Annotated in this window: 24 protein-coding genes; 4 read left to right on the forward strand and 20 right to left on the reverse strand. The window is 68.0% G+C overall.

Annotated elements, in window-relative coordinates; translation table 11 throughout:
• Window positions 1-13: 13 nt before the first annotated feature.
• Window positions 14-2167 (reverse strand): serine/threonine-protein kinase, encoded by a 2154-nt coding sequence (locus GFY24_RS18270; protein WP_153806294.1) that lies wholly within the window; start codon window positions 2165-2167, stop codon window positions 14-16.
• Between the two features lie 72 nt (window positions 2168-2239).
• The gene (locus tag GFY24_RS18275; protein ID WP_153806295.1) at window positions 2240-3799 is read right to left on the reverse strand and encodes an amino acid permease; all 1560 of its coding nucleotides are present in this window, start codon (window positions 3797-3799) and stop codon (window positions 2240-2242) included.
• Window positions 3800-4003: 204 nt separating this feature from the next.
• Between GFY24_RS18275 and GFY24_RS18280 the strand changes: the two genes are divergently transcribed.
• The 3 genes from GFY24_RS18280 to GFY24_RS18290 all read left to right on the forward strand — a co-directional run bounded on the left by GFY24_RS18280 (window position 4004) and on the right by GFY24_RS18290 (window position 7765).
• Entirely contained in the window at window positions 4004-4747 is a 744-nt protein-coding gene (locus GFY24_RS18280) for a MerR family transcriptional regulator (protein ID WP_153806296.1), read from the forward strand.
• A 78-nt stretch (window positions 4748-4825) separates the two neighbouring features.
• Window positions 4826-5140 (forward strand): hypothetical protein, encoded by a 315-nt coding sequence (locus GFY24_RS18285; RefSeq protein ID WP_153806297.1) that lies wholly within the window; start codon window positions 4826-4828, stop codon window positions 5138-5140.
• Window positions 5141-5149: 9 nt separating this feature from the next.
• Window positions 5150-7765, forward strand: coding sequence for a hypothetical protein (locus tag GFY24_RS18290; RefSeq protein WP_153806298.1), 2616 nt, complete (start codon window positions 5150-5152; stop codon window positions 7763-7765).
• A gap of 1264 nt (window positions 7766-9029) precedes the next feature.
• Here the strand turns inward: GFY24_RS18290 and GFY24_RS18295 are convergent.
• From GFY24_RS18295 to eccB, 4 genes are all read right to left on the reverse strand, one after another.
• Window positions 9030-9389 (reverse strand): YbaB/EbfC family nucleoid-associated protein, encoded by a 360-nt coding sequence (locus tag GFY24_RS18295; protein ID WP_153806299.1) that lies wholly within the window; start codon window positions 9387-9389, stop codon window positions 9030-9032.
• Window positions 9390-9424: 35 nt separating this feature from the next.
• A complete protein-coding gene (locus GFY24_RS18300; RefSeq protein WP_153806300.1) occupies window positions 9425-9916 on the reverse strand; it encodes a hypothetical protein in 492 nt (163 codons plus the stop codon).
• Window positions 9913-10983, reverse strand: a complete 1071-nt coding sequence (locus tag GFY24_RS18305) for a hypothetical protein (RefSeq protein ID WP_153806301.1) — start codon at window positions 10981-10983, stop codon at window positions 9913-9915. Before GFY24_RS18305 ends, GFY24_RS18300 begins: the two co-directional genes overlap by 4 nt.
• A 149-nt stretch (window positions 10984-11132) precedes the next feature.
• On the reverse strand, window positions 11133-12542 hold the full coding sequence (gene eccB, locus GFY24_RS18310; protein ID WP_309231006.1) for a type VII secretion protein EccB: 1410 nt from the start codon (window positions 12540-12542) through the stop codon (window positions 11133-11135).
• A 142-nt stretch (window positions 12543-12684) separates the two neighbouring features.
• Here eccB and eccE point away from each other — a divergent pair, with 142 nt between their 5' ends.
• Window positions 12685-14397, forward strand: coding sequence for a type VII secretion protein EccE (gene eccE, locus GFY24_RS18315; protein WP_194852920.1), 1713 nt, complete (start codon window positions 12685-12687; stop codon window positions 14395-14397).
• Between the two features lie 64 nt (window positions 14398-14461).
• On the opposite strand, the gene GFY24_RS18320 is transcribed toward eccE, so the two are convergent.
• From GFY24_RS18320 to GFY24_RS18385, 14 genes are all read right to left on the reverse strand, one after another.
• The gene (locus GFY24_RS18320) at window positions 14462-14758 is read right to left on the reverse strand and encodes a hypothetical protein (RefSeq protein WP_153806304.1); all 297 of its coding nucleotides are present in this window, start codon (window positions 14756-14758) and stop codon (window positions 14462-14464) included.
• Between the two features lie 32 nt (window positions 14759-14790).
• Entirely contained in the window at window positions 14791-15108 is a 318-nt protein-coding gene (locus GFY24_RS18325) for a WXG100 family type VII secretion target (protein WP_153806305.1), read from the reverse strand.
• 81 nt (window positions 15109-15189) lie between these two features.
• On the reverse strand, window positions 15190-15975 hold the full coding sequence (locus GFY24_RS18330; protein ID WP_153806306.1) for an ESX secretion-associated protein EspG: 786 nt from the start codon (window positions 15973-15975) through the stop codon (window positions 15190-15192).
• A 46-nt stretch (window positions 15976-16021) separates the two neighbouring features.
• Window positions 16022-17047, reverse strand: coding sequence for a PPE domain-containing protein (locus GFY24_RS18335; RefSeq protein ID WP_153806307.1), 1026 nt, complete (start codon window positions 17045-17047; stop codon window positions 16022-16024).
• 35 nt (window positions 17048-17082) lie between these two features.
• Window positions 17083-17388, reverse strand: coding sequence for a PE domain-containing protein (locus tag GFY24_RS18340; protein ID WP_153806308.1), 306 nt, complete (start codon window positions 17386-17388; stop codon window positions 17083-17085).
• Window positions 17389-17400: 12 nt separating this feature from the next.
• Window positions 17401-18711 (reverse strand): hypothetical protein, encoded by a 1311-nt coding sequence (locus tag GFY24_RS18345; protein ID WP_153806309.1) that lies wholly within the window; start codon window positions 18709-18711, stop codon window positions 17401-17403.
• A 2-nt stretch (window positions 18712-18713) separates the two neighbouring features.
• Window positions 18714-19028 carry a type VII secretion target gene (locus GFY24_RS18350; RefSeq protein ID WP_153806310.1) on the reverse strand — a complete coding sequence of 105 codons (315 nt, stop codon included), beginning with the start codon at window positions 19026-19028 and terminating at the stop codon, window positions 18714-18716.
• A 189-nt stretch (window positions 19029-19217) separates the two neighbouring features.
• Window positions 19218-19502: a YbaB/EbfC family nucleoid-associated protein gene (locus tag GFY24_RS18355; RefSeq protein ID WP_309231007.1), complete on the reverse strand. Its 285-nt coding sequence runs from the start codon at window positions 19500-19502 to the stop codon at window positions 19218-19220.
• Complete coding sequence (locus tag GFY24_RS18360; RefSeq protein ID WP_228566438.1) at window positions 19499-19948, reverse strand: hypothetical protein; 450 nt, start codon at window positions 19946-19948, stop codon at window positions 19499-19501. The genes GFY24_RS18355 and GFY24_RS18360 overlap by 4 nt, the downstream gene beginning before the upstream one ends.
• Window positions 19941-20717: an ESX secretion-associated protein EspG gene (locus tag GFY24_RS18365; protein ID WP_153806311.1), complete on the reverse strand. Its 777-nt coding sequence runs from the start codon at window positions 20715-20717 to the stop codon at window positions 19941-19943. The genes GFY24_RS18360 and GFY24_RS18365 overlap by 8 nt, the downstream gene beginning before the upstream one ends.
• Window positions 20714-22348 carry a hypothetical protein gene (locus GFY24_RS18370; protein ID WP_153806312.1) on the reverse strand — a complete coding sequence of 545 codons (1635 nt, stop codon included), beginning with the start codon at window positions 22346-22348 and terminating at the stop codon, window positions 20714-20716. Before GFY24_RS18370 ends, GFY24_RS18365 begins: the two co-directional genes overlap by 4 nt.
• Before the next feature lie 41 nt (window positions 22349-22389).
• A complete protein-coding gene (locus tag GFY24_RS18375; RefSeq protein WP_194852921.1) occupies window positions 22390-23157 on the reverse strand; it encodes a YbaB/EbfC family nucleoid-associated protein in 768 nt (255 codons plus the stop codon).
• The gene (locus GFY24_RS18380) at window positions 23147-23968 is read right to left on the reverse strand and encodes an ESX secretion-associated protein EspG (RefSeq protein WP_153806314.1); all 822 of its coding nucleotides are present in this window, start codon (window positions 23966-23968) and stop codon (window positions 23147-23149) included. The genes GFY24_RS18375 and GFY24_RS18380 overlap by 11 nt, the downstream gene beginning before the upstream one ends.
• Window positions 23968-25815: a hypothetical protein gene (locus GFY24_RS18385; protein ID WP_153806315.1), complete on the reverse strand. Its 1848-nt coding sequence runs from the start codon at window positions 25813-25815 to the stop codon at window positions 23968-23970. Before GFY24_RS18385 ends, GFY24_RS18380 begins: the two co-directional genes overlap by 1 nt.
• Between the last annotated feature and the right edge of the window lie 187 nt (window positions 25816-26002).

Here is a 26002-nt window from a genome sequence, read left to right on the forward strand (position 1 = left end):
GTTCATCGGGTGTTCATATCCAGGAGCGGGGGCGCACCGCATTGGCTCGGTCCACCAAGGCGAATCGGGCCAGCCGTTCCGGCGTCGCGTGCGCGACGGCCCGCAGGGCCGACTCGAGCCCTTTGCGCAGCCCGCGCTCGGTGTAGGGGTGGCCGAGGATGCGGTCGCTCGGCGCACCGGGCCGGCCGCCCGCGCACAGCCAGCGCAGCGCGCGCTCCAATACGACGGATCGCAGTTCCAGGACCCGTCTTTCGACGGGCAACTCCTGCAGCCGGTGCGCCGCCTCGTCCAGCCGGTCCTGCGTCAGCTCCGCGGTGGCCCGCGAGACCAGCAGCCGGCTGAGTGTCATACAGGCGATGTCGTAATTCCGGGCGGCGGCGTGCACCTGGCGCAGGGTGTCGATCGCCGCCGCGTACTCGCCCCCGCCGAGCTGTTGCCGGGCCAGCCCGAAGGCCGCGGTGACCACGCTGCGGTCGGTCTGCCACACCGTCCGGTATTGCCGGGTGGCCAGACCCGACCAGCGTTCCCGGCGAAGCGAATCCGTGCTCGCCCGCACGAGTAGTTCGGCGGTGGCCGCGAGTGCGAGCGGTGGTGCGAGCTCGCCGGGCACCATGGCGGCCGCGGCGTCGAACCGCGCGTAGGCGTGTTCGAGCCGCCCGGTCATCAGCGCGCCGATCGCGTCGAACCAGTCGATTCGCCATTCAGCCGGGTGTTCGGCGCGCAGCCGGTCCAGCACCTCGCCCGCCGCGCGCACGTCGCCGAGGTCCAGGCGCGCCCGGGTCTCGATCAGCGCGCTCTCCAGCGCGAAGGACGCGGGCAGCTCGATCATGCCCGCCCGCAAGGCCGTTCGGCTGATCCGCAGTGCCTCCAGCCCATGGCGAGGGGCGGCGTGCAGGTGTGCGGAGAGGAATTCGAAACTGGGGTCCTCGGGGTCGATCATCGGAATGGGCAGGGCCGCGGCGAGTTCGGCCGGGTCCGGCGGGCACCCGTCGACGGTGGCCACGAGCGGTAGGACATCGACACCGAAATCGGTGCGCGGCACCCCGAAGGTCGTGGAGACCTGCCTGTGGTCCAGGCCGGTGTCCTGTGCGAGCACCATCCGCAGCACACCGCCGAGTTGGCGGTACATGGCCGAGGCCGAGGGGAATCGCCGGTCCGGGTCCGGATCGGTCGCCCGGCGCAGCAGTTTCGCGAACGCCGGGTAGCGGTGCAGGATCGGCTCGTCCTCGGCGGTCGAGCTTTCGGCCCCGCCGGTCAGGGTCAGTGCCGCCAGGGTCCGGCCCACGGTGTAGATGTCCGAGGCCACGGTCGGACCCGTGCGTGCCACCTCGGGCGCCTGGTAACGCGGTGTGCCGTAAAGACTTCCGCCGGAGCGCAGCGCCGCCACCGCGCCCAGATCGACGAGTTTGACCTCGTCCTGACTCACCATGACGTTGTCAGGTTTCAGATCGTTGTAGGCGAGTCCGAGCGAGTGCAGATAGTCCAGGGCCGGCAGGATCTCCAGCACATAGGTGATCGCCTGTGCCACCGGAAGTGGTTCGGGCGCTTGCTGTTCGAGCATTTCGCCGAGCGATCTACCGCCGATGTACTCCATCACGATGTATCCGGCCGAGGCACCGTCGGTGGCGCGGTGGGTGACGAAGTTGAAGATCTTGACGATGGCCGGATGGATGACCTCGGACAGGAACTGCCGCTCCGCCAATGCCGCCACGTGTGCCTCGATATCGCGCGGATTCCGCAGGCCCTTGAGCACCACCCAGCGGCCACCGACATGGCGGTCGCGGGCCAGAAAGACCCAGCCGATCCCGCCGAAGGCCAGGCACCCGCGGATCTCGTACTGTTCGGCGACCACATCGCCTTCGCGCAGCGCGGGGCGGAAGTTGAACAGCGTCAAGCAGTGTGCGCAGGCGCCCCGGGTCGCACCCGGACCACGATCGTCACGCCGCCCGACCGGTCGAGAGCACTTCCAGCAGAAGCGTTTGTCCTCGGGCACTTCGAGTTTGGTCAGTACCGCGGCTTCGGGCTCGGTAGGCGGTAGCGCGGGCATCGCGACCAGCCGCAGGCCGAAGCGCGGCGGACTCGGCCGGGAGGGCCCGGATCTGTCCGAATACGATTGCCCGGCAGGGGAATCGGCGGCCACGGTACTGTCCTGCGCTACGTTCTTCATGCCTACCACGTCATTTCTCGTGCCGATGGCGGTCACTCCGCGACCGAGCGGGACCCGGTCGCGGAGTGGTGTTCAGCGCGCCCGCACCTCATCGGGCGCGGGCTCGCCCGACACCGCGTCGACCACTTCGGTCAACTGCTCGTGCCGGTATTCCAGGGGTCGTTCGGCCAGCACCGGGAACTGCCCGGTGTAGCCCGCTCTGGCGGCCGCGATGGCCGAGACCCGCCCGCGCACCAGGAACCAGCCGCCGATCATGAGCGGCAGCACCACCACGCCCATGGCGATCACCGAGCCACGCTGGGTCGCGTCCCGGCCGAAGGCCATGATGCCGAGCACCACCACCAGGAACAGCAGCGCGGAGATGCTGGTGTACGGAGCGCCCATCAGCCGGAACTTGGGCCGCTCGACCAGGCCCTGCCGGGACCACTGCCACAGCTTGAGCTGGCAGAGCAGAATCGCGCCCCAAGCCGCGATGGTGCCCAGCGCCGACATGTTCAGCACGATCTCGAAGGCCCGCTGCGGCACAATCGCATTGAGGCCGACGCCGAACAGCGCGACCGTGGCGGTGGCGAGAATGCCCACGTACGGCACGCCGCCCTTGGTCATTCGCGATGCCAGCGCGGGAGCGCTGCCGTTCATCGACATCGAGCGCAGGATGCGGCCGGTGGAGTACAGGCCCGCGTTCAGGCTGGAGAACGCGGCGGTGAGCACGATCAGATTCATCGCCGATCCGGCACCGTGGATGCCGAGCTTGGCGAAGAAGGTCACGAACGGGCTGGTTCCGGAGCGAAAATCGGTGTACGGCAACAGCAGTGACAGCAGCACCAGCGAACCGACATAGAACAGCGCGATGCGGGCGATGACGGAGTTGATGGCGCGCGGCATGATCTTCTCCGGGTTCTCCGCCTCACCGGCGGCGGTCCCCACGAGTTCCACCGCGGCATAGGCGAATACGACACCGGTCGTGGTCAGCACCAGGGGTAGGACGCCGTGCGGGAAGAGTCCGCCGTGTCCGGAGATCACACTGGGACCGGTGACCTCGCCCTGAATCTTGAACCGCCCCACCAGGAAGACCAGGCCGATGATCAGGAAGCCCACCAGCGCAACTACTTTGATCAGCGCCGCCCAGAATTCCAGCTCGCCGAACCACTTCACCGAGACCATATTGATCGCGACCACGATCACCAGCGCGACCAGCGCGATCGACCACTGCGGAATAACCTTGGTCGCGCCCCAGTAGTGCACATAGGTGGCGATCGCGGTGATGTCGACGATGCCGGTCATACACCAGTGGAAGAAGTACATCCAGCCGACGCCGAAAGCCAGTTTCTCCCCGTAGAACTCGCGGGCGTACGAGACGAAAGAGCCCGACGACGGACGGTGCAGCACCAGTTCGCCGAGGGCCCGCAGGATGAAGAAGACGAAGACGCCGCAGACCGCGTAGGCGATGAACAGCCCCGCGCCGGCGTCTTTGAGGCGGGCCCCCGCGCCCAGGAACAGGCCGGTGCCGATGGCGCCGCCGATGGCGATCATCTGCAACTGCCGGGGGCGCAGCACCTTGTGATATCCGGCGTCCTCGTCGGCCGGTCCGCCGGTGGTCGCCGAAGGTTCTTGTGGTCGAACGGTTCTCATGATTCGGTCTTCCTTAACATCAACCGTGCCAGTGATTGACGGAACATACCGTCATTCAATGGCACATATCAACGGTTGACCGAGAACGTAACTTGCGGGAAACTCCCGGCGTCGATGGTGTGGCGATTGAATCAGCGGCCTCGCCACGGGGATACCGCAAGCCGCCGAGATCGAGAAACTGTTCACCTGTGGTTTCCTGGAGGCATGGCAGTGGATGCGGAGCTGACGATCAACGACCTGGCCGCGCAGGCGGGTATGACGGTGCGGACACTGCGCGACTACAACGAGCGCGGCCTGCTGCCGCCGCCGAAGATGAAGGGCCGCACCGGCTTCTACGGCGCGGAACACCTGAACCGGGTGCGCATCGTGGAACGCCTGCTCGAGCGCGGCATCACCCTGAACGGGGTACGCGGACTGCTCGAGGCCTGGGACCGCGGTGAGGATCTCGCCGATGTACTCGGCGTCGCCACCGGCACCGCACCGCCCCGATCCGAGCCCGCGACAGACGGATCCGTCACCGCCGCCGATCTCGCCGAGCGGTTCCGCGAGATTCCCGGCGGCCTGTCCCGCGCGGTCACGGCCGGACTGTACGAACCCGTGGACCAAAACACCTACCGGGCAACCGATCCTATGCTGGTCGAGGTCTTCGACGAACTGACCGGCGCCGGGATGCCGACCGAGCGCGCGCTCGACGAGATCGAACAGCTGCGCATCGACTGCGATCACATCGCGCGGCAGTTCACCGATATCTTCCTGCGCACCACGGTCCGGTCGTTCCGGCGTTCGGATCGCACCGCGGGCGATATCGACGAGCTGACCACGGGATTGGCCGCCGCGCGCACCCGTCCGGGCCGGGTGGCGGCCGGGGTGATCGACCGCTTCGTGGAACGGTATCTCGGTTCGGTGGTGGGCCGGGAGCTCACCGACGTCTTCCCCGACGGCGGGTAACACCCGCGTAAATCCTCCACGAAACCTCGGTATACGCCATCGGAACATGGTAGATATACGTCGTATGAGGCGAGCGGTATGACGGAAAGAATCATCATCACGCCGAGTGATGTGCGGGCCGGCGGCGACGAACTACTCACCGCCGAAGCCGCATTCGAAACCATCATGGCCAAACTCTCCTCCGCCATCGGCGCGAATGGATCCGAAACCTGGGGCGAGGATTCGTACGGCAGGCAGTTCGCCGACGGAAAGAGCGGCTACTACAACTCCCGCAGTAATCTGCTGAAGGGCGGGCGTGACATGTCGGCGGCATTGCGGCAATTCGGTACCGGACTGATCGACGCGTCGAACAGTGCCAAGAAAACCGAATTCGGCAACGCGACCTCCTTCTGATCCGACGTCATGTCACTGCAGTGGCCGCCGGATCTGCGTTTCCTGACCTACATAGTCGGGCAGGCGTGGCCGGACGGCGATGAAGACCGCATGTTCGCCATGGCACAGTGCTGGCTCGAGGCCGCGAATGACATAGAGCGGCAAGTGGTTCCGGTCGTGCGCACCGCGGAATCACTCGCGCTCGCCGGATACGAATCCGGTGCGGGCCGTGACAATATCGCCGCCGAACTCGACAGGCTCGTCGCCGGCGATAATTCGATCGCACGGCTGGCCGCGGACTACCGGGATATCGGCACCTCCACCCGGCACGCGGCGACCACCATCGAAGAAACCAAGCTCATGATCATCCTGTCGGTCACCATGCTGGCCGCGCAGCTCGCGGGTGCCTGGTTGTGGCCGCCGACCGCCCCGGCCGTGGAAGCCGCTGCCATCGGCGCGACCCGGGCGAGCCTGTACCGGATCACCAATCGCGCCCTGGACGCGATCGCGGAGATTCCGCTCATCGGCGAACACCTGGCCGACATGTTCCGGTATCTCCCGCGCCTGGCGGATGAACCCGGACGGATTTCCCGGGTGATCGCACAGCCCGCGACCGCTCTCGTCTCGAGAGCCACACCGGAATTGACCAATATGCTCATCGATGCGGGATTCCGGGAAACCACCGCGCTCGCCCTCGCGGAACTGCCCGCGGATACCGTCAAATTCCTCATCGAGAAGGCCGTCAACAACACCATCTGGGCCGGCGGACTCGATATCGCGGTGCAGGAGATTCAAATCGGGAAAGGCCATCGGGACGGGCTCGACGGACTGGAGATCGGTATGTCGATCGCCGCCTCCACCGGCGGCTGGTACGCCGGTGCGCTGGTCGCGACGACTCTGTCGAAATACGGCGGAAAGCTGCTGACCGGATGGGGTAAGGATCCGACCGCGGGCGTCTGGGGGGCCGGGCTCGGCGTCCTCTCCGGAACAGTTCCGACCGTGGTCAGCACGCTCGTCGGCGGCGGTATCGCCGAATTGTTCACCGGCACTTTCGATCCGAGAATCGGGCTGATCGGCGCGGTCTCCAGCAATTCACTCATGGGTATGCAGCGCGGCTCTATCGGCATGCTCGGCCGGGAACCCGCGGCGACCAGATTCGACCGCACGGTCACCCACCGGACCGAGGTCGAATTCGGGCCCGCGCCGGAACCCACCGGTCCGCCGCGACCGCTCAAATCCTCGGCCGACCTGCTCGAGCAGATCCGGCAGCGGGACGCGCCCGAGTACCGCGACGCCCGCACTCTGGACCGCGTCGCCGCCCGCTCCGGCGGAGGCTCGGACGAGGGACCGCAGCACCCCAGGGCCTTCCGCAATGCCCACCTCGACGAGCAGCGCGCCCTGGTCCGCGATCTCACCGGCACCCGGCGCGGCGTACTGAACGCCGAACTGGACCACGCCCGGGCGCGGGCCCGAGCGGCCGCGCTACCGGACCCGGAGGCCCGCGCCGCCGCCGTCAACCCGACCCGGGAACGCCTGGAGGCCGCGGTCGCGGCGGACACCGCCATGCGCGCGCACGTGCAGGCCAGGCTGACGAACGAACACGCCGAAGCACCGGCCCGCCCCGGCCCGGCCGAGCACACCCCGCCACCCGAAACCCCCGAACCGAGCGCGGCCACGATCCGCGGCAAACTCGCCGCGGCCGACGACCACATCGAACGACTGCGTAGCGCGCACGAGGACACCGCGCGGACCTATACCCGCGCGGACCGGCGGGGGCTGAGCACACTCAATGAGCATCAGACCGCGGAGCGGGAAGCCTTGGGCGCGGCCAAGACCGCGCGCGAAGCCACCCGGGCCGAGCTGGCCACCGCGCGCACCGAGCATGGACAGGCGACCCCGGAGCAGCGCCCCGGAGCACAGGCGCGAGTCACCGAGCTCGAACAGACGGTGCGGGCCCAGGAACGCGATATCGAGAACCGGGCGGCGCGGCTCGCACTCACCGACCACGAGCTGGGTATGACCCGTAGCAGACTGGAAAGCGCTGCGGGCGCACAGGATCGAGCGATCACAGCCGCGGGGAAGGCGCTCGACGAGCTGGACGGTGCGGGCCGCGCGGCCGCCGCCGCCCGCGATCGTCGACAGTCCGAGCTCGATCGACCGCACCCCGCGCAAGACCGCGCCGGTGACCCCGCGGCACGCCCGCCGAGCCCGAGGTCCGACGAGCTCGAACACCTCCAGGGCGAAATCCAGCAGCGCCGAACCCATTTCGAGCAGCTCCGGTCCGAACACGATGCGCTGCTGCTGAAATCCGGAATCACCGAGAACCGGCTGCGCACCGAACTGGCCCAGCTCGACAACAGCCTCCGCACCGAACGCACACTGCTCGACGGCGGGTATATGAGCGGTAAGCCCAAACCCCGCAAACGCCCGCTGGAACACGGTATGCCGGACCAGTTCACCGCACTGCCACCGCCCGACGAAAACTTCTGGCTGACAGGGGGAATCATTGAACAGCCACAAAAGCCCGAACCCGAACCCGTCCACCCCGGCCATCCCCCACACCACGGACGTCCTCCGCACCCCGGGCACCCGCCACATCACGGACACCCCCGTCCCGGCCATCCCCCACACCCACCCAACCCGTGATCCCGTACCGCCCACCGCGACCACCTGGCCGCAGGCCGAGGATGTTCCGGATCTCGCATTCACCTTGACCTCCGAATTCCGCACGGAGACAGCCGGATCCGCGAAGGCCGACAGTGCGGCAGGTGACAGCGCGACGGACGGCAACGCGCCAGACGACAGCTCGGCAGGCGACAGGTCCGATCCGCAGCGCGCGGCGGGCGCGATCGCCACCGAAATCGTCGAACTGTTGTTGCCGTCAGCCCCGGTGCGGTGGCGGCAGCTGCGGGTGGCCTTCTCGGTCACCGTGGCCGCGGTAACCGCCGATGCCGTATTCCTGGTCGGCGAAGACGAGCCGCTGCTGGTCGAAGTGCCTTCGGCGGCAGCGGAATTGGCTCGGGCACTACGCCTGGTGACCGTCGCGCCGGAGACCGACGCGTGGTGGCATGTCACCATCGCGCACGATCACGCGGGTGGGACCGAATGCGAATACGGTTACGGCGACCGGCCTTTCCCACCGGCCCGACTGCTGCCCGCCGCCGCGTATCGGGCCGACCTCGAGCAGTTCCCGCGCGCGCGGCTGCCCGTATGGCTGGCCGCGCGGCTGGCCGTGGACGACGACCGGCACCACCTGCCGGATGTGCTCACCCGCGCCCGGCTCGACCGCCACCCGCCCGCGACCCCGGCCGCCTTCCTCGAACCGGCCACGGCCTGGGCGCGGTGGGCGCTGGTGGCGGCCGCGGCGGTGGCCATCCGTACCGAGTGGGGACCGCGAATTCTGGGCTCCGCCGCGGTATTCGAGGCCACCAATGGCGGCGGCTCGACACTTGCGCTGCTCCCCGGCGGACGGGCGGTGCTGTCGGGCGGAGTGTGGAACGCCCCGGAACTCGAGACCGCCTACAACGACGGTCTGCCGCTACCGAAGTTCTACGCGGGCGTCCCGGATTGGCTCGATATCCCGGCCCTGAACCATCGCGCGCGCACGGGGCAGCTGTCGTTCTGCTACTGGTGGGACGGTACGGCCTGGTCGTGCGGGCAGTCCCCCGCGCCGACCGCGGTCGGCGCGGCCATCCCGGGACTGTGGACACCGGCGACGGTGACCGACATCGTCTGCGGTGTCCTGGGCGAGTCCGCGTCCCGTGCGGCGGTGACCGATCTGATGGCGGCCGTCGAATCCGGTTGGGTCACACACGATATGGTGACGGCCGCCTTCGACACCGACGAGGACACCGATATCGCGGGGGCCTGGACCCAGCTCGCGGTCGCGGGCCTCACCCGCTGAGCGCGCTCAGCGGAGTTGGTCGCGCAGCGAATCGACCGCCGCGAGAATGTCATTCAGCTTCGGGGCGGCGGTCGTGCCGATACCGGCCGGGGCCATCAGCTGTTTCCTGCGTTCGGCGACCTCGAGCACCGCGGCGCGGGACGCCGCGCTGACCGCGGCGGCGATCTCGTCGTAGCTCAGATCGCCGATATCGGCGGCGAACTTGATATCGATGGCAATACCGTCGGCATTCACGGTGACTCGCACCCGCCGCCGTTCGGCCGTCCCGGTTGCCATCAGTTGCGCGCATTCCGCCTGCAGGCGTGCCACTTCGGCGATCTTGGCGTGGAAATTGTCCACGGCGGCACTGAATTCGTCGTCCATCATGCGGAAGTTCCTTTCCTGGAACGTGATTCGCGGCGTCAGCGGTCCAGGAACCGGTGACCGTCACCACGGCGTTCCACCACGTCGCCGTATTCCGGTCCGACGGATTCCGAACGCTCCGAGGGCGGGGTGAGCGGCGCGGGTACCGCAGTGGGCAGTTGCGCGCGCAGTGCGGCGAGTTCTTCGAACATCTCCTCCGGGAGCGGCAGTTCGGCCCGCATGGAGGTGAACGGGGCGGCCAACTCTCGCTTCTTCCGATCGGCCTCCGCCGCCGCGGCCTGCGCGGCCCGCAGGGTGGCGCGAGCGATCTGCCCGTAGCTCAGGTCCTCGATACCGTCGGCGTACTCGGTCCGCACAATGGACCCGGATGCGTTGACCACCACGGTGATTCGACCGTGCTCCACCGACGCGGACGCGGTCAGCGCATCGCGCGCACCCCGGGCGGCGGCCAGCCCGCCGAGCGCCTGCCGCAGCGAATCGACGAGATCGGTGGCGTCCGATGCGGCACGCTGATTCTCGGGTCGTATCACTGTGCCGCCACCTCCGCGAGGGCTTGTTCGAGTCCGTCGGACTCGACGGTCAATCCCGCGTACCGCTCCAGATAGGCGATCACCGATCCGGCATCCTGCTGCGCACCGAGATCCGGGAGCAGTACCAGGAATCGTTCCGGATTCGGATCCTCCTCACCGAGCAACGCCACCAATTGCCCACCGCGCATTCGTAATACGAGTAGTGCCAGATCGTCGGCGGCGATATCGCCGAAGGGGGCCTTGACCGCCCACTCCAGATCCGTGATGGCAATGTCCACCCAGCCGATCGGCCGGCTCGCCCCCATGGACGGCCATACCGCCGGGTCCACCGAGACCAGTGCGGGGTCCGGCCAGGGCCGCCGCCGGTCCAGCTCGGCCACCAGCCGGTCGAGAAAGTCCAGAATCTGCGCCGCCTCGAAGCCGTCGGCCAGGTCGACCGCCGCGTCGGGCACGGTTCGGGTCGAAACCGCCTGTGCCAGTGCTGGATAGAACTCCTGGACGGTGGCGGCGTAGCTCATCCGGTCGATCAGGTCCTCCGCCGCGTCGGCGACGATCTCGGCGCCGGAGAGATCGTCCACGTAGATCATGGACGCGCACAGCTGAACGATCAGCAGGGGTTCGGCGAGCTCCGCCGGATCGGTCGGCCCCGAGTCCGCCGGGGGTACGACCATGCGGTCGAGGGAGAACGGACGGTCCACCGCCTGTACCGCGAGACCGTTCGGATACTGATCGCCGGTGTCGGGGCGGTAGCGCAGATACAGTTCGGCCTCCGCGGCGCTGAGCCCGGGCCGCGCGGTGTCACCTGGCACGCCCTCGACGAATCCGACCTCCCATTCGAGAATCGCCGTTATCTGCGCCGCCGAAAGCAGGCCGTCCGGCATCGGCTCGTCGACCGCGGCGAATCCGGGCTCGACCGCCGCCTCGCTCACCAAACCCGGGCGCAGCGCGGAAGGCGCTGTCGCACAATGCCCCGCCGCGTCCAGCGTGCGGGCCTCGACCATCACACACGCCCCGCCGATAGCGACGACAACCGCGTCGTCGCCCAGCTTGCCCACCAACCGCGGCATCAGCCCTCCCTTTCGGTATTCGCGAATTCCGCATCCACCTCACCCGATTCGGCCGGGATATGCGCTACCGCAGGCGATTCGGTGAACCGCCGGTGAACATGCCGCACGGGCCGATCGGCCGGGACGGTGAATTCTGCACACCGGCCGGGCTACTGGCCGCCCCCGTCGGCGTGGACCACATCGCGGGCGATCAGCGCCGAGGACCGATCCAGCATGGGCCCCGACGGCAACTGGCCGACGATCTGCCAGGGTGCGAGCTTCGGTTCAGTCAGGCCGAGCATGGCGGCGGTCGCGGCGTCGGGAATACCGAATCGGACCCCGGTATCGGTGACGTACCACAGCCCGTCGCGCCGGGTACTGTCCGGCTCGACCCCGGTCACCTGCACGAATTCCCCTGTGGCAGCGGGGATGTACGCCGAGGCGGCGGCGGTCGAGGCGACCAGCGTCATCGGCTGGACACCGGTGGCCAGCGGCAGTCGCATACCGATCAGCAGCCGCAGCCGCGCCACCTGGTCATGACCGTTGCGCGCCCAGGCAGCACATGCCACCGGGCCGACATCGGGCATCACGATGGCGGGGTGACCGACAGGGAACTCGTCCACCGGGAGGGTGTGCACCATCGGTACACCCATGATCGCGTCCGGGGACAGCACCGGAATCGCGGTCAGCCCCATCGAATTCGCCGAGCGCAGCACCTGCGCGGTGAACTCCGAGATCTTCTGCAACCCATCGGCGAGCACCACGAACGGTGTCTGGGCGGAGAGCCCCTCGATCCGGACCACCGAACCGACGGCGATGCCGCCGCCGCGCACGGCACTGGGCGCGCCCAGGTTCGGAATCAGCGGCACGGCGAGGTCGGGGGCGGCGACCGTGGCGTTCAGCAGTCCGATCCCGATCTGCCGCGGGCGCATGGCCTGAATCTCGAGGGCGGAGACGATCGGCGCGCTGCCCATATCGATGCGGGCATGCTTACCGTCATAGACCAGGTAGGTCGCATCGTCTTTGGCGACCAGCAGCGCATCGCCGGTGCCGGCCGCGTGGATCTGCGGGGCGAGCTCCGGAATGCCGTCCAGCACAGTCGTTTTCAGCCCCGAGGTGACATCGTCACAGAGCGTCCACGCGGACTCGCCGGACTGCGCCGGACCCGGCAGCGCCGCCGGTGCGCCGGGAATTCCCAGCAATGGACCGCGCGGCGAGGCCGTCAGTTTGGCATCCTCGACCGAGGTGGGCGATTCGCTGCTCCCGGTGATCAACCGCGCCGAGGCCAGGTTCAGCACCGGATGCAGGGTCTTGTCCACCACCGCGTACAGCGCGCCGCTGTCGGCGCCCATCACGATCTTGGCATCGCCGACCTGCCCCTGCGGATGCAGGTACGCCAGCACCGCACAACCTCCGGTGGCCAATACCGCCAGCACCAATCCGGTGATCAGCGAACGGAATTGGATGCGCATGGGATCGTGCAGCATGCGCACATCACGCCGCACGAGCGCGTGCTCGAATCGCTGCAGCAGAAATCTGTAACCATTGACCTGCGCCCGGGTCGTCAACTGTGCCGGCACTTCAACTCCTCCACCATGCGCATGAACACCGTGCGCACGAACACGCAAATTCGGCTGGCGTGTGGGAGGCTACCGCAATGTGGGGGTGAGCGCTGAATTGGCTGAAAACGTATGCGAGAAGTGCTGAATGGAGTTGAACCGAATGAGTGAATTAACCCCGATTCCACCCCTGCGTCCGAACGCACACGGATTGTTCCGGCGTATGCCGTTGTCCATTGTGCTGCCCGCGGCCGCGCTGGGCGCCGCCGCCGGAACTCTGACGATCGGATTACACGGAGCGCTATGGCTGGCATGCGCTATCGGTCTATGCCTCGCGGCGCTGGGCACCATCCGAACGCAGCAGACAAATATTTGGCAAATTCTCGGAATGCGCCTCGCCCTGTGGTGGCGGAATCGGCGCGATACTGGTAGTCCGCCGCGCAATGAACCCTTCGATGTTCCGATTCCGCAATCCGCGGGCGCGCGCTGCGGAATGCGCTGGGACGGCGATCATCTGATCACCATGCTGCGGGTGGACCGGACCGAGGTGACGCCGACCCTGCTCGGCGCGGCGGAGATTCGAACGGGCGCGGCCATCTCGCTCGCGGAGGTGGCACGCTGCCTGTCCCAGTTCGATATTCGGCTGGCCGCGGTCGATATCGTCACCCTCGGTGTCCGCACCCGGGGCCCGGACAATGTGGTGCGAATCTACGAGGAGCTGCTCGGACCGCTCCCCGCCGCGGCGACCCGAAATGTCTGGCTGGTACTGCGTTTCGATCCGCTGGACAACTCCGAGGCCATCGACAATCGCGGCGGCGGCGAGCCGGGCATGATTCGGACGGCACTGGTCGCCACCCGCCGGGTCGCCGCGCGCCTGGTCACACGCGAGGTGCGGGTATCGGTGCTGACCGCCGCCGAACTGGCGGCCGCGGAGGCGGCCGAATTGCACGACACCGAGCCGGGCCGCTGGACCGAGAATTGGCATTCGCTGGATTCCGGTGGCATCGAGCTGGCCGGTTACGCGGTCCGGCCGGAGCGGCTGGACTCCGAGGTGCTGGCGACGGTGTGGTCGCTGCCGGGCCTGTCCACCCTGCTGCGCTTGCGGATGACGCCGATCATCGAAGCGGAGACGCCCGGCCGGCCCGGGGACGCGGTGGCGCTGACCGCGCTGGTGCGGCATGACATCGCGGGGGCGGGTCAGCACGATCCCGAGAAGACACCGGCGGAACTGGGATTGCGGCTGCTACGCGGTCGCCAGCGGCGGGTGCTGCTCGACGGCGGGCAGCTGGAGCCGTCGGCCGCCGCCTGCGGAACGCCCGCCGCGCTGGCCGGATTCACCGTGCCCGCCGACGGTGGCGGTCAGGTGATCGGCGCGACCGCCGCCGGACTCGGTGTCGCCGTACCGTTGTTCGGCCCGGCCGTGCGGCGGGTGGAGATCGTGGGCAGCCTGCATATCGCCCAGTTGATGGTGCTGCGGTCGATCGCGGGCGGTGCCCAGGTGATCGTGCACAGCACCCGTCCGGCGGCCTGGACCCGCCTGGTGTCGGCGGTCGATTCCCCTGCGGCACTGTCGATTTCGTCGTCGGGCGGCGGGGCGCAGCACACCGCCTCGGCCACCATGATCGTCTATGACGGCGTCGCGTCCGCCGGCCAGGTGTCCGAGGCAACGGCCGTGCATCTGCGCTCCCCCGCCGAATCGCCGGGCGCGATCGCCGACGCCGATGTGGCGCTGATCGAATCCCCGGGCGGTACCGGTGAGGTGTTCATCCGTACCGCGGGCGAGGAATTGGCGGTCCAGGTGGTGTCGACCCAGGAGGAGTTCGGCTACGTGAACGATCCGGAACCGGTGGCCGCGCCCGTGCTGCAACCGGCGTAGTCGCGAGCGCACGACTGTGGGCCCGGCGCCGAATGGCGACGGGCCCACAGTGATTTCAACGGGGCTACCAGGTGAAGTCGTTGGCAACCTTGTGGTCGGTCTGCATGGCCTTGTCGAGCGCATCCTGCACATGCTGCTTGCCGGTGGCCAGGGTGCGGAGCAGGTCGTCCAGGTCGGTCATCAGGGTGGTGTGCTTCTGCTTGAAGGCACCGGCGCCGCCGCCGTCGTTACCGCTCTGCCACGCCTCGGCGAGCAGTTTGTTCGCCGCGTTCATGGCGTTCTCCCGCTCGGAGGAGATGGTGGTGTGGTACTGGGTCAGATCGGCGATCAGGTTGTTGACGGTGGTCGGGTCGTAAAGCATGGTGAATGTCCGTTCTCGAATATGGGTGGTGACTAGCTGTAGGTGCTGGCCAGGGAGGTGAATCCGGACATGCTCTCGTTATCCGAGTTCGCCACCGTCTTCTCACCGGTATTCAGCGCATCGGAGACGAGTCCCAGATCCTGGTTCACCTTGCGGATCTTTTCTTCCAGCTCGGTGGCGAAACGCGTGAACGCGTTATTCGCGTCGCCCGCCCAGCCGGCCTTCGCCTGCTCGACCGAGGTGCCCAGATTGTCGACGGACTTGTTGATGGGCGGGATAACGGCGGCATAGTCGTTCGCGTACTTCTGAAAAGTCGCGAAATCAAGGTGAAGCGCATTTGAACCGGCCATGGGATAACCTCTCGAACAATGGATGTGTGAAATTGCCGGAGATGCGACTCCGGACGATGGGGAAATTCATGGGCGATGCGGTTACGGCATCCAACGACCTTCGCGCAGTGACTCGATCTGCGCGGCGATCACATGCGCGAATCGGCGGTCACTGCCCGGGGCGAGGGTGGTCCAGGCCTGTCCGTCGGCGGCCACGCTGCCGCCGCCGATAATGCGGCCCACCGCCGTGTCGTATACGGCGGCGGTCGCGGGCGAACGTTCGGACCGGCCGTCGCGGTGCGCGTAACAGACCAGCTCGGCGAACGACTTCCATTGCCGCAGAGCCGATCCCAGGGTTACCGCGTCCGCTTCGGCCATACCCAGGGAGTAGGCGACGGAGCTGTGACCGGCGTCGGCGGCGTCGAACCGGCGTTGCAGTTCGGCCGTCGCGGCGGTGAGCACCGGGATATCGGCGGGCGGGCAGGACCCGAGCGCGGCCAGCAGCGGCCGGGCCAGCGCCTCGGGATCCTCGTCGCCCCACACCGTGTGCACGTCGAGTTCGTCCCCGACCCGGATCGCCACGGCATGGTCGAGTCCACGGCGCGCCAGGCAGACCCGATGCAGCGCGTCACCACGCCGGATTCGCAGCACCAGTTGGCGTTCCGGGCGAGCCAGCACCGACAACGCGGCCGCCAGATCGTCGTCGAGCACGTTCCCGTCGTCGTCGAGCACGCCACGCTCGTACAGGTCCGGCAGCACGGCGGCGCGAGCGGCGACCAGTCGTTCGTGCCGAATCTGCCCCGGGCGCAACGCGAGCACTGCCGGGAAGGTCTGCACGCCGAGCGCATGGGCCACGGCGAGCACGGCGTCGCTGGTCAATGTCGTCATCGAAACTCCTGCCCTGCAACGATTTTCGGCGGATGGTGACCGTCGCTCATCGGTCCGGCACCGCGGCGGCGTCCGGAACGGGTACCGCCCGGTTGTTCGCACCGCCCAATACCGCCGGCGCGGTGGCGAATCCGGCGTCGACCACAATCCGGTCGCCGACCTCTCCGGCCGCGGCGGAAAGCGCCCGCGCGGCGGAAAGCGGCGGCGGCGAACGTAATTCGGTGGTGGCCGGCGGCAGTATCGGCGGTGCCGCCGACACCGGTGCCGCCGTCACGAGCGGCGCGGCCACCGGTCCCGGCGCGATGGCCCCGATGGTCGGCAAAACCGGTGTCAGCACCAGTTGTTCGCCGCTGACCATCACGGTCGGGTTCGGCGGGGCGATATGCAGCGCCGACAGATCGATCGGTTGCGCCGGCTGCAGTGTCGGCTGTTGTACCGCCTGCGCATTCGAGGGCGGACCCTCGGACCCGGCGCCGGGCAGGGTCGGGGCCTGCTCGGCGAGCAGCGCCGCGCCCGCGGAGACCGCCGGAGCCGGATCCTGTTGCCATGGGACGGCCAGCTTCTCGCTGGCCGCCTCATAGGTGCGCATCACCTGGGCGGCATGCTCACGCAGTTGGTCGAGCTGATCCTCGGCGGTATCGAGCAGCCCGGCCAGTGGTGCGCCGAGCAGGCTGCCGCGGATCATGTCCTCGGCGGTGTGCAGGGCCTGGGTCACCTCGGTCAGGTGCGGCATGGCGAGCTGCGCGATCTCATAGGAGACCGCCTGTTGTGCGGCGGCGCCGGCATTGTGCTGGGCGGCCGTGGTGATCTCGTCCAGCCAGTCGGCCAGCTGTCCGAGCTGTGCCAGACCGTCCTCGTTGGAGTGCGATCCCCAGGCATTGCCGACGACGGCCAGGATCGCGCGATATTCGGCGGCCGCCGCGCCCAGACCGGCGGCCAGCGCGGTGTAGGCCAGTCCGGCATCGGCCATCGGGCCGATGCCCGGTCCGGTCGTCAGCTCGTGGGTGAGCTGCTCGACGGGAACCGCGTCCCAGACCGTGCCGGTGAAACCGGCCTGCGGCACTTCGACCATCGTGTCGATCCTCGTCTCGGTAGGCGCCCGCGCTGCTACATCAGGGGTTGGAAGGCCGCGACGGCGTCGCCGTCCGCGCCTTCGTGCAGATCGGCGTGCGAGCGCAGGTTGGCCGCGATCTTGCGCAGTTCGACCGCGCCGCCCAGATAGGACTGCCGGAACGACACGCCGACCTCCTCGATGCTCTGCGAGGTCCGGCGCGACACCGGATCCAGCGCGGCCGCGGCCGGGCTCAGCGCGGCGGACGAATCGCGCAGTCCGCTCTCCAGGCCGTCGGCCAGTGCGTCGAGCCGACCGGCCGCCTGCCGGGCCAGCTCATGATCGAATGCGATGCGACTCATGGGATTTCTCCTCTACAGGTGGAACGGGGTGTCGGGGCCGGCGGTCACCGAACCGCCGATGACCGGTGTCGTCATTTCGTCGAGTTCGCCGCCGACGAGTTCGTCACCGTTGCGGGCATCGACCAGGGCTTCGGGGGTGGCCCCGGTCCCGCGGGCGCGACCGTCGGCGACCGCACCGGCGCCCGGAGTCATCGGCGGCAGCGCCTCTTCGGTCACCGTGGTGAAGGCGGTGGGCGCCTCGACGATCTTGATCGAGCCGGTCATCGATCCGGCGATATTCGCGGCCTGCCAGCGGCCGAGCTGCGCGGAGGCCGGATCGGTGGCCGCACCGCCGCCGAACGATCCGCCGGGCGGGCTCACCGCGAGGACGGGGGCGGTCAGCACCGGCAAAGGGTGCGTATCCACCGGCGCCGGTGTGGTCACGGGATTTGCCGAAAGGTGTTGTCCGGCTTGCTTCGCGGCGGTCAGCAACGGCTGCACCACCTGTTGCAACTGTGAGATCAGTTGTTGCAACTCCGCTTGGCTGGAAGTGGCCGAGTTGGTCTTGGCGGGCTTCGGAGCCGGGTTCTGCCCGGCCAGCACGTGCTGCGCCGCCGTCACCGGTGCGATTTTGCCCTTGGTCCGCGGCCGGGACGGGACGCGTTCGCCGGTCTTGGCCATCTTCGCCGAGTGCCCGGCCAGCTCCGCCTTGGTCTTGGTGGTGATGGTGACCGCCTCGGTCCCCGCCTCCACCGCGGAGGCGAGCAGTGCGGCCTGCCCGGGCGGGGTGACCAGGGTCGGCCCCAGCGCCGCCGTGGTGAGCGCGAATCGCGCTGCCACCGTAGCCAATTGGGCGTAACCGAGGGCCACGCTGCCCGCGGCTCCGCCCATGGTGAGGTGCATATCCGCGGCCTGGGTGGAGATGGCCGCCGAGGTGAGCTGGGTATCGGCCGCGCTGGACGCGGCCGCCCGCGCACCGGTGCTCTGCATGGTCTGCAACAGAGCGATGCCCTGGGAGGCGAACTGCATCGCGCTCTCGACGGCCTTGACCGCGTTCTGCAGCACCGTCTGGGGATTGAGGCCGCCGGTGGCGTTCAGATTCCCATCGCCGAAGCCGCTGAAGAGATCGGTGATCGGTTTGGCCAGCGCGGCCAGATCCAGTGGCGGGAGCACCGGGAGGCCGGGCAGCGGCGGGAGCGCCGGGAGTTGCGGTAGTGCGGGCAGGCCGATACCGGCCAGGATCTGCTCGACCGGCTGTCCGAGCAGCGGTGCCACCGGAGTGTTGGCCAGCGCGTCCAGCACGGTGGGATGCAGTGGCGCCGCGAGGGTTTCGGCGGTGTTCATGGTCAGAGGTTCGCCGGCGACATGAAGGTCTCCACGCTGTTGCGCTCGGTCTGCTCGTAGGACAGGGCCGCCACCCGGGAGGTCATCGCGGTCGTGGTGAAGGTGTCGACCAAATCCGTCAGCGCCGCAACGTGATTGGCCTGGGCGTAGGCGAAGCTGGCCAGGAAGTCCTGGCCGATCAATCCGAAGACCGGTACCGCGGCGGCGATGCTCGCGGCCTGATCGACGGCTCCGGCGACGGCGATGATGGCCGCCATGCCCTCGGAAATTTCGCCGTATTGCCGGAATGTCTGCGGCTGCACATTGAGAACGTTCATCGCGGCACCCTCCTAGGGGCTGTTCTGCGAACTGGATACCTGCACGGTTCACCGTGAAAGGTAATGAGCGGGTCGCGGTCCGCAAGTGCTGCGCGATTCGGCAGCTCCTGTTGTTCACCTGGCGGACGATGGCGCTGGTCAGCGTGGCACGCGAGCCGATTGCGCGGCGCCGCAGAGCTTTCCGTTCACCTATCCGTTGAATTCCTCGATCAGCGTGCCGCGCCGCGCGAGCGCGTTACGCGCGGCGGCGGCGGCCGTGTGCACCACGGCGCGCTCGAACTCCGCGGGCGACATCCGCGAAATGCCTTCGGACAGATGCAGATCCACCAGTCGGGCGGCGCCGTCGACGGATACGGTGACCGTCGCGTCGTCGTCGGAGTGCTCGACCTGGATGGCGTCCAGATCGGTGCTGAGCTGTTGTATCCGGCCCAATTGCGTTCGGGCAGCGGCCTCCAAGGCGTCGAATTGGCTCACCACTTGTCTCCGTCCTGTTCGAGCCAGCTGCGTGGCTCATATTCGCGTTCGGCCTCGTCCGCGAGTTCGGCCTGTTCGACCGCCGCGGGTGTGGGCAGACCCAGTCGGGCCATGGCCTCGTCCGAGAGTCCGAGCTCGCTCAGGTAGGCCCGGCGGCGCAGCCCGGCGCGGGCGGCCGCCAGTCGGCACAGTCGCAGCAGGTCGGCTCCGAGCGCATCGGGATCGCGGCGCAATTGGCCGGAGGAGACCCGCACCGTGAGCGGCAGGCCGGAATCGGTTGCGGTCACCACGATTTCACCGCCGCGCAGCGACGCTTCGCCGATCGAATAGGTCTCGAACGACGAATCATCCTGTGACGCGGCGTTTCCGGCGTCGATGGTGAGCTCCGGTTCCGGGTCGACGCCCTGGTAGACCGGGTGCTCGTGGATTGTCCGGGGCTCAGGCACAACGCTCGTCCTCCATGGTCTGCAACACTTTGGTGATATCGGCGGTGATCATGGCCGCGAGTCGCGGGCGGTCCACCGCGGTCGCGACGGGCACGGCGGCGGCGGTGACGGCGTACCGACCGTCATCGACCAGATCACGCCAGACCACCCGATATGGGTTCACCCCGCGAGGTCCGAAAATAGAACTGCCCATACAGGTTTCGACAACACCCAGTAGTTCGGCCGGGCGCGCGAGCCAGGCCGCGCTGCGGCGTTCGGCGTCCAGATAGTCCGCATCCGCCGGGGACCGGCCGTAGTGGTGGTCCGCGCTGTCGCCCGCCGCGGTCAGCAGCGGCGTGTCCGGGAGCCGCCCCGGATCCCGGGCGGGCAGCGCCCCCGCGACCGCTCCGGCGAGCCGGTCCGCATCACCGGTACTGACCACGTATCCGCCACTGTGCCAAATGGTTTCACCGGGAAGCTGGCGGATCAGCGTGGCCACCGCACCCTGCCGGCCACCGAGTATCCGAATCGGACCGCCGGCGTCGTCCGGATCGCGGGGGTCGACGGCGTGAACCGCCACCCGAACCTCGGCGCGAGCGACCCGGCCGAGAGCAGCGTGCAGTTCACCGTCTTCCCGGACCCCGGTCCAGGCCGCGGCGGCCGAGCGCAGCCAATCCTCGGTATTCGCACCGCGATACAGCGCGAACAGCGGAGCCGGCAGCCGGTCACCGAACAGCTTGTCCCACAACACGATCAGTTCGACATCGGTGAGATCCCAGGTGCGACTCATCTATCCAGCACCGGTTTGACACCGCGTCCCGGCCCGCCGAGCGCCTCATCCAGATACTCGTCGGAGTTGAGATACTCGGACTTCTTCTTCTCCTTGCCCTCCTCGCGCACCTGGCCCGGTACGCCGCCCATCGGAAAGCCCGATCCGCGCCCGGTACCCGGCCCGGCCCGGCCGAACATCTCGGCCTGCGGCGGGAGGGTGGCGCGGGGGAACAGCTTCGCCTCCGGCCGCTGCGCGAGCAGGCTGGGGAGCCCACCCCGGCCGCCGAAGCCGCCCTTACCGCCGAGCGGACCGGCACCGGCGGTGAGATTGGGCGGCACGGCGCCGAGGATGGCCGGTACCCCCTCCGTCGGTTTGGTCGACAGATCGGTCAGCGCCGGGTTGTTCTCGGTCGAGGTCGGCAATCTCGGTGTGCCGGACTGCGGTTCGGAGCTGCCGGGCTGTTGCGAACCCGGCGGGGTATTGCCGTTCGACGGCGTTTCCCCGTTCGACGGCGAGTGCCCGCCGGGGTTCGTGTCACCCCCGCCGCCACCGCCGTCGCCGCCGTTGTCCGAGGGCGGGTTGTGTGAGTCGCCGCCCGTATTGTCGGGCGACGGGCCGCCGTCCGGCGGGGTGTCACCGTCCGTGAAGGGCTGGGCCGGCACATCTCCCGGTGGGTCCCCGGCATCGTCCGCCGGGCTCGTCACTTGGTCCGGCTGCGGCAGCGCCACGATATGAGTGGTGACGTGGGTGTAATTCTCGGAGTAGTAGGTCTGGAAGTTGTCCTGGTACTCGATGAGATCACTCTGGTTCTGCGCCTGTTGCTCGGGCGTGGTGGCGGGCGGCGCGTCGGGGGTCTGCGGCATACCGTTCTTGGTCTGCTGGAGCCAGCCCGAGGTGTAGACAAGCGAGTCACCGAGCAGGTTCATATCGCCGGTGAGCTGCTGCGAGGCGCCCGCGTACTGGTTGGTGGCCAGGATCGCCGATTGCGCGCCCTGTCCGATCCACTCTCCCGAGGCCGACGAAATCGTCGATCGCAGGGTTTCGAACCCGGTGTCGAGGGTCTGCGAGAGCCAGTACCAGACGCCGCCCGCATTGGCGACGGCCTGTGACTCGATCGAATTGCCGACCAGATACAGCGTCTGCCAGCCGAGTTGTGAGCCCATTTCCGGCCCGAACGAATAGCCGTCGAACTGTGTACCCGACTTCGGTTTGCGCGGATGTGTGGGTATGGCAACGGGTTTCGGCGCGCCACTGGGCGGCGTGCCGACCGGGTTGTCGAAGGAGATGCCGTCGAAGCTCACCGCCGAGGTGTGCTCGGTGAGCTCGTAGCGCTTGCCGGCCGCGACGAAGGTGTTGCCCATATCGACGAGAATGTTGCGGTGCCTGTCCATGCGCTCCATGAACTCGGTGCCGATCTTCACGAGGTACACGGTGCGCAGCAGGTCCGCCGAGACCAGTGGCGTGGCAATGACCGGACTGGCCAGTGCGGCGTTCTGCTGCACCCAGGTATGGACGCCGACAACGACATTCAACATATCCTCGACGTACCGGGCGCACTTCTCGGCGATGCCCGCCGAGAGCATCAGCTCCCCGTTTCCGGGCAGGGTCGCCCAGGCCGTGTTGTCGGAGACGTTCGGGTCGACTGCCATATCGGACTCCCACCTGCTGAAAAGATGAATACCGCTGCGGGTCAGCGCAATTGGTCGCGAAGCTGCTCGATACCGGCCAGTGTCGCGGCCGGTCCCGGATATGCGGCGTCCGTGCGCAGCAGCGGGGCGAACAACGCGGTGACCATCCGCGCCACCTCCGCCACCGCCGCCCTCGATGCCGCCGTCACCGCGTCGGCGATCTCGTCGAAGTCGAGATCGCCTATGCCGGAAGAGAATTTGAGGTCGATGAGGACGCCATCCGCGTTCACCGCGGCGAGCACGCGGCGGCCCTCGGCGGCGCCTGTGCCGTAGAGCTCGGCCCGCCGATCCTGCAGCCGCACGATCTCCGCGGCCGGGTCGTCGCAGGCCGGCTCGGGCGCGAGGCCGGCGTCCCGCTCGCCGGGCGGGGTCAACAGGGCCGGCGGGGGCGGTGCGACCTGCGGCTCGCGCGGCATCCCCGGGATCAGATCCGCGAGCACGGGCAGTCGCGCCTGTGCGGCCCGCAGCGGTGCCAGCAGTTCATCGGCCCGGAGTTTCACCTCACTCGCCGCCTGCTGGGCGGCCCGCACGGTACCGCGCGCGATCAGGGTGTAGCCGAGATCGTCCACATTCTCGGCGAAGTCGACTGCGGTCACCGCCCCGGAGGCATCGACGGTCACGATAATCCGCTCCCGCTCGACCGAGGCCGTAGCCGTCAACGCCCCGTACCGCCGCCGGGCATCGGCGAACCCGTTGATGAGCTGGTGCACATCGTCGAGCACCTGTGCCACTTCGGTTTTCAGCCGCTCATTGGATCCGTTACCGGCCATCGTCGTACACGCTCTCCCGGGCGACGCCGCGGCGGGATTCGTCCTCCCGCACCAGCAGCACCTCACCGCACTGCCGGTCGATGAGCTTGCACAGCCCGTCGGCATCGGTCGCGACGGCGGCCATCGGCGGTTCGAGATCGATGACGTAGCGGCCGTCCCCGGGATGGTCCTCCCAGAAGATCCCCTTGGTGACCTGTCCGCGCGGCCCGAAGCTGGAGTGGCCCTGGGTGATCAGGATGCTGCCGACCATTCCCTTCGCCGCCGCCTGCCAGCGCAGGCTCCGGGTGTCGACATCGCCTTCGTCATCGTCGTAGAGCGAGCTACGACCGTGATAGTGATCGAAGTGCTGCTCGCCGGGGCTCAGCAACTCCACCCGAGGTTCGGTCCCGGCCTCCGTCGGCGGCAATCGCTCGACTATCAGCCGGGCCAGTGCGGACGCCGCGCATTCGGTGATCTCTAGTTCGTCGTGACTGTCCACCGTATCGGTGTGAAATCCCTGGATCAGCACGGCACGATCACCGAACCGCTTGCCCACCATGACCTTTCGCTCGGCGAGCGCAGCCGGCAGCCGGCGATCCTCGGCGTGCACGACCAGTCGAACATCGGCCTGCAGCGATTTCACCAGTGTCTCCGCCAATTCGGGGTCCCACCCGGCCTGCAGCTCACCCCACACCCGCGCCTTCTTGAACTGGAAGTCATAGAACCCGCGAATATCGGAGCGAAAGGCGAACGGCCAGTTGTTCCTGCGGCCGACGAGCCGCTCCCGCATCACCAGGTACTCCAGACCACTCAGCCGCCAGGTGCGTTCCACTACTGCTCACCCTCCACTCCGACGCCGGTCGCGCCCGGCAATGTCGCACCGGCGGGCTTGCCGTTGAATCCCGCGGTGGTGAAGTCCTCGAAGGACTCCGATTGACCAATTCCGGCCCGCCCGGCCACGATCGGCTCCTCCGGCACACCGCCCGGCAGCAGCGCGAACGACAGTTCGACCGGGCCGGTCGCACCCGGGGGCAGCAACCCTTCCTCGATCTCGCGCAACTCCTCCACAATGTGCTCGGTGGCGTCGTCCATCGCCTGCTTCACGGTCTTGGAACCGTCTTCGACCGACTTGGCCAGGGCCTGCAATCCGGGACCGAGCTGGGCGGCAAGCTGGTTGCCGAGCTGCACCAGCGTCGGGATACCCGACGAAATGAGTTGCAGCACTTCGGAGAAGAGGCTGAGCACCTCCGACGCGGAGAGTCCCCCGGTGCCGCCACTGCCACCACTGCCGCCGATCCCGCTCGGACCGGTGGGGCCGGTGCCGTGCCCGGGATGGCCCGAGGATCCGCTACCACCGCTACCACCGCCGTGGCCGCCCCCGCCACTGCCGCCACTGCCGCTACCCTCGCCACCGCCACTGCTGCCACCGCTGCTGCCGCCGCTGCCTTCCCCACCGCCGCTGCCTTCGCCACCGCCACCGCTGCCACCACCGCCGGTGCCACCACCGCTCCCGCCGGTGCCGCCGCCGTGTCCGTCTCCGCCGGTACCCCCACCGGTGCCGCCTCCGGTACCTCCTCCCGTACCACCGCCGCCACTAGGGCCGACGGTGCTGGGGTCGGTGAAAGCGGGAACCATCCCGGCCAGAATCGTGATCCCGTCGACGTAGCCCTTGGCGCCGCCACCCTCATGACCGTCCCACCAGGTTCGTACCGCGGCCAGGTCCTTGTCCGCGGCCCAGCCATTGACCTTCTTGATGGAATCGTCGTCATTGAATGTCATCTGGCTGTACCTAGGCAGATGGCCGTAGCAATAGAGACCGAAGTCGCCGGTATCGGCCAGCACCGTCGACACCGCCAGAATCGCCTTCTGCAGGTCGATCGCCGAAGTAATGTAGTTTTCGAGGGATTTGACAGCGCTCTCCGCGCCGGCGCCTTCCCAGTTCTGCTTCTTGAAAATGGCCTGGTTATTGCTCCTGAACGTGTCGACCGCCCCGCCCCAGATCGATCCGATCTGATGCCAGGTCCCGGCCAAATCCCAGATGAAACCGTCGGCCCGCTCGAACATGTCGGCGATATTCGCGAAATCTTTCAGCACGAAATAGCTGCCACTTTCGATGGTCGGCCCGATCGCGTCCTTGGCACGGGAGTCGAACCCCGCGCCGGACCCACCCCCGCCATTGAATGTGCCGTTCATCCACTCGCCCCCGGAGATCCGGTGCGACTGCGCCATCGCACCGGTCGGGCCGCCGAATTCCGTCGCACCCGGCATGGTGAAGGTGAGGGCGCTGCCGCCGTCCGCGGTGCTGTACTGTTTATCCGCGTTGATGAACGTATTGGCCATATCGGTGATGATCTTCTGATGGCCTTGCAGCGCGTCGACGAGGTCGATGGTCGAATTATCGTGAATCTTCTGTAACAGCATTCGCATACTGGCCAGGACGGTGGTCTGATTGTGGTTGTTGTACCGCCAGAACCCGTCATTGGCCAGATTGATGAACCGCTCCCAGTTCAGGTCTTTGATCACCTTGATAAGACCCAGGACGGTCCCCGCCAGCTGTTCGCATTGTCCGTTGAGCGCCTGCAGGGATGCACTATCCACATTGAGGAGCTTCAGCTTCCCGTCCCGGGCGTTGTTCAACAGACCGGGCCAGCCGGTCTGATCACTACCGGTCGCTGCCATCGTGCTCCTACCCTCAACTCCACTGCGCCGCCTCGCCGTTTCTAGCACCCCCGTGCCGAACAAGCATCCGCCGCGACAATGGCCGAAGGGCCCGTACACCCTCCGTTCACGGACGGCGACCCTCGATGGTGAACCGTTGGTGACCAATCGTCGGTGCGAATGCTCCGAAGTCGAGAAATGAATTCCG

Origin of the sequence: Nocardia sp. SYP-A9097 (assembly GCF_009649815.1) — a bacterium.
Taxonomy (GTDB): domain Bacteria; phylum Actinomycetota; class Actinomycetes; order Mycobacteriales; family Mycobacteriaceae; genus Nocardia.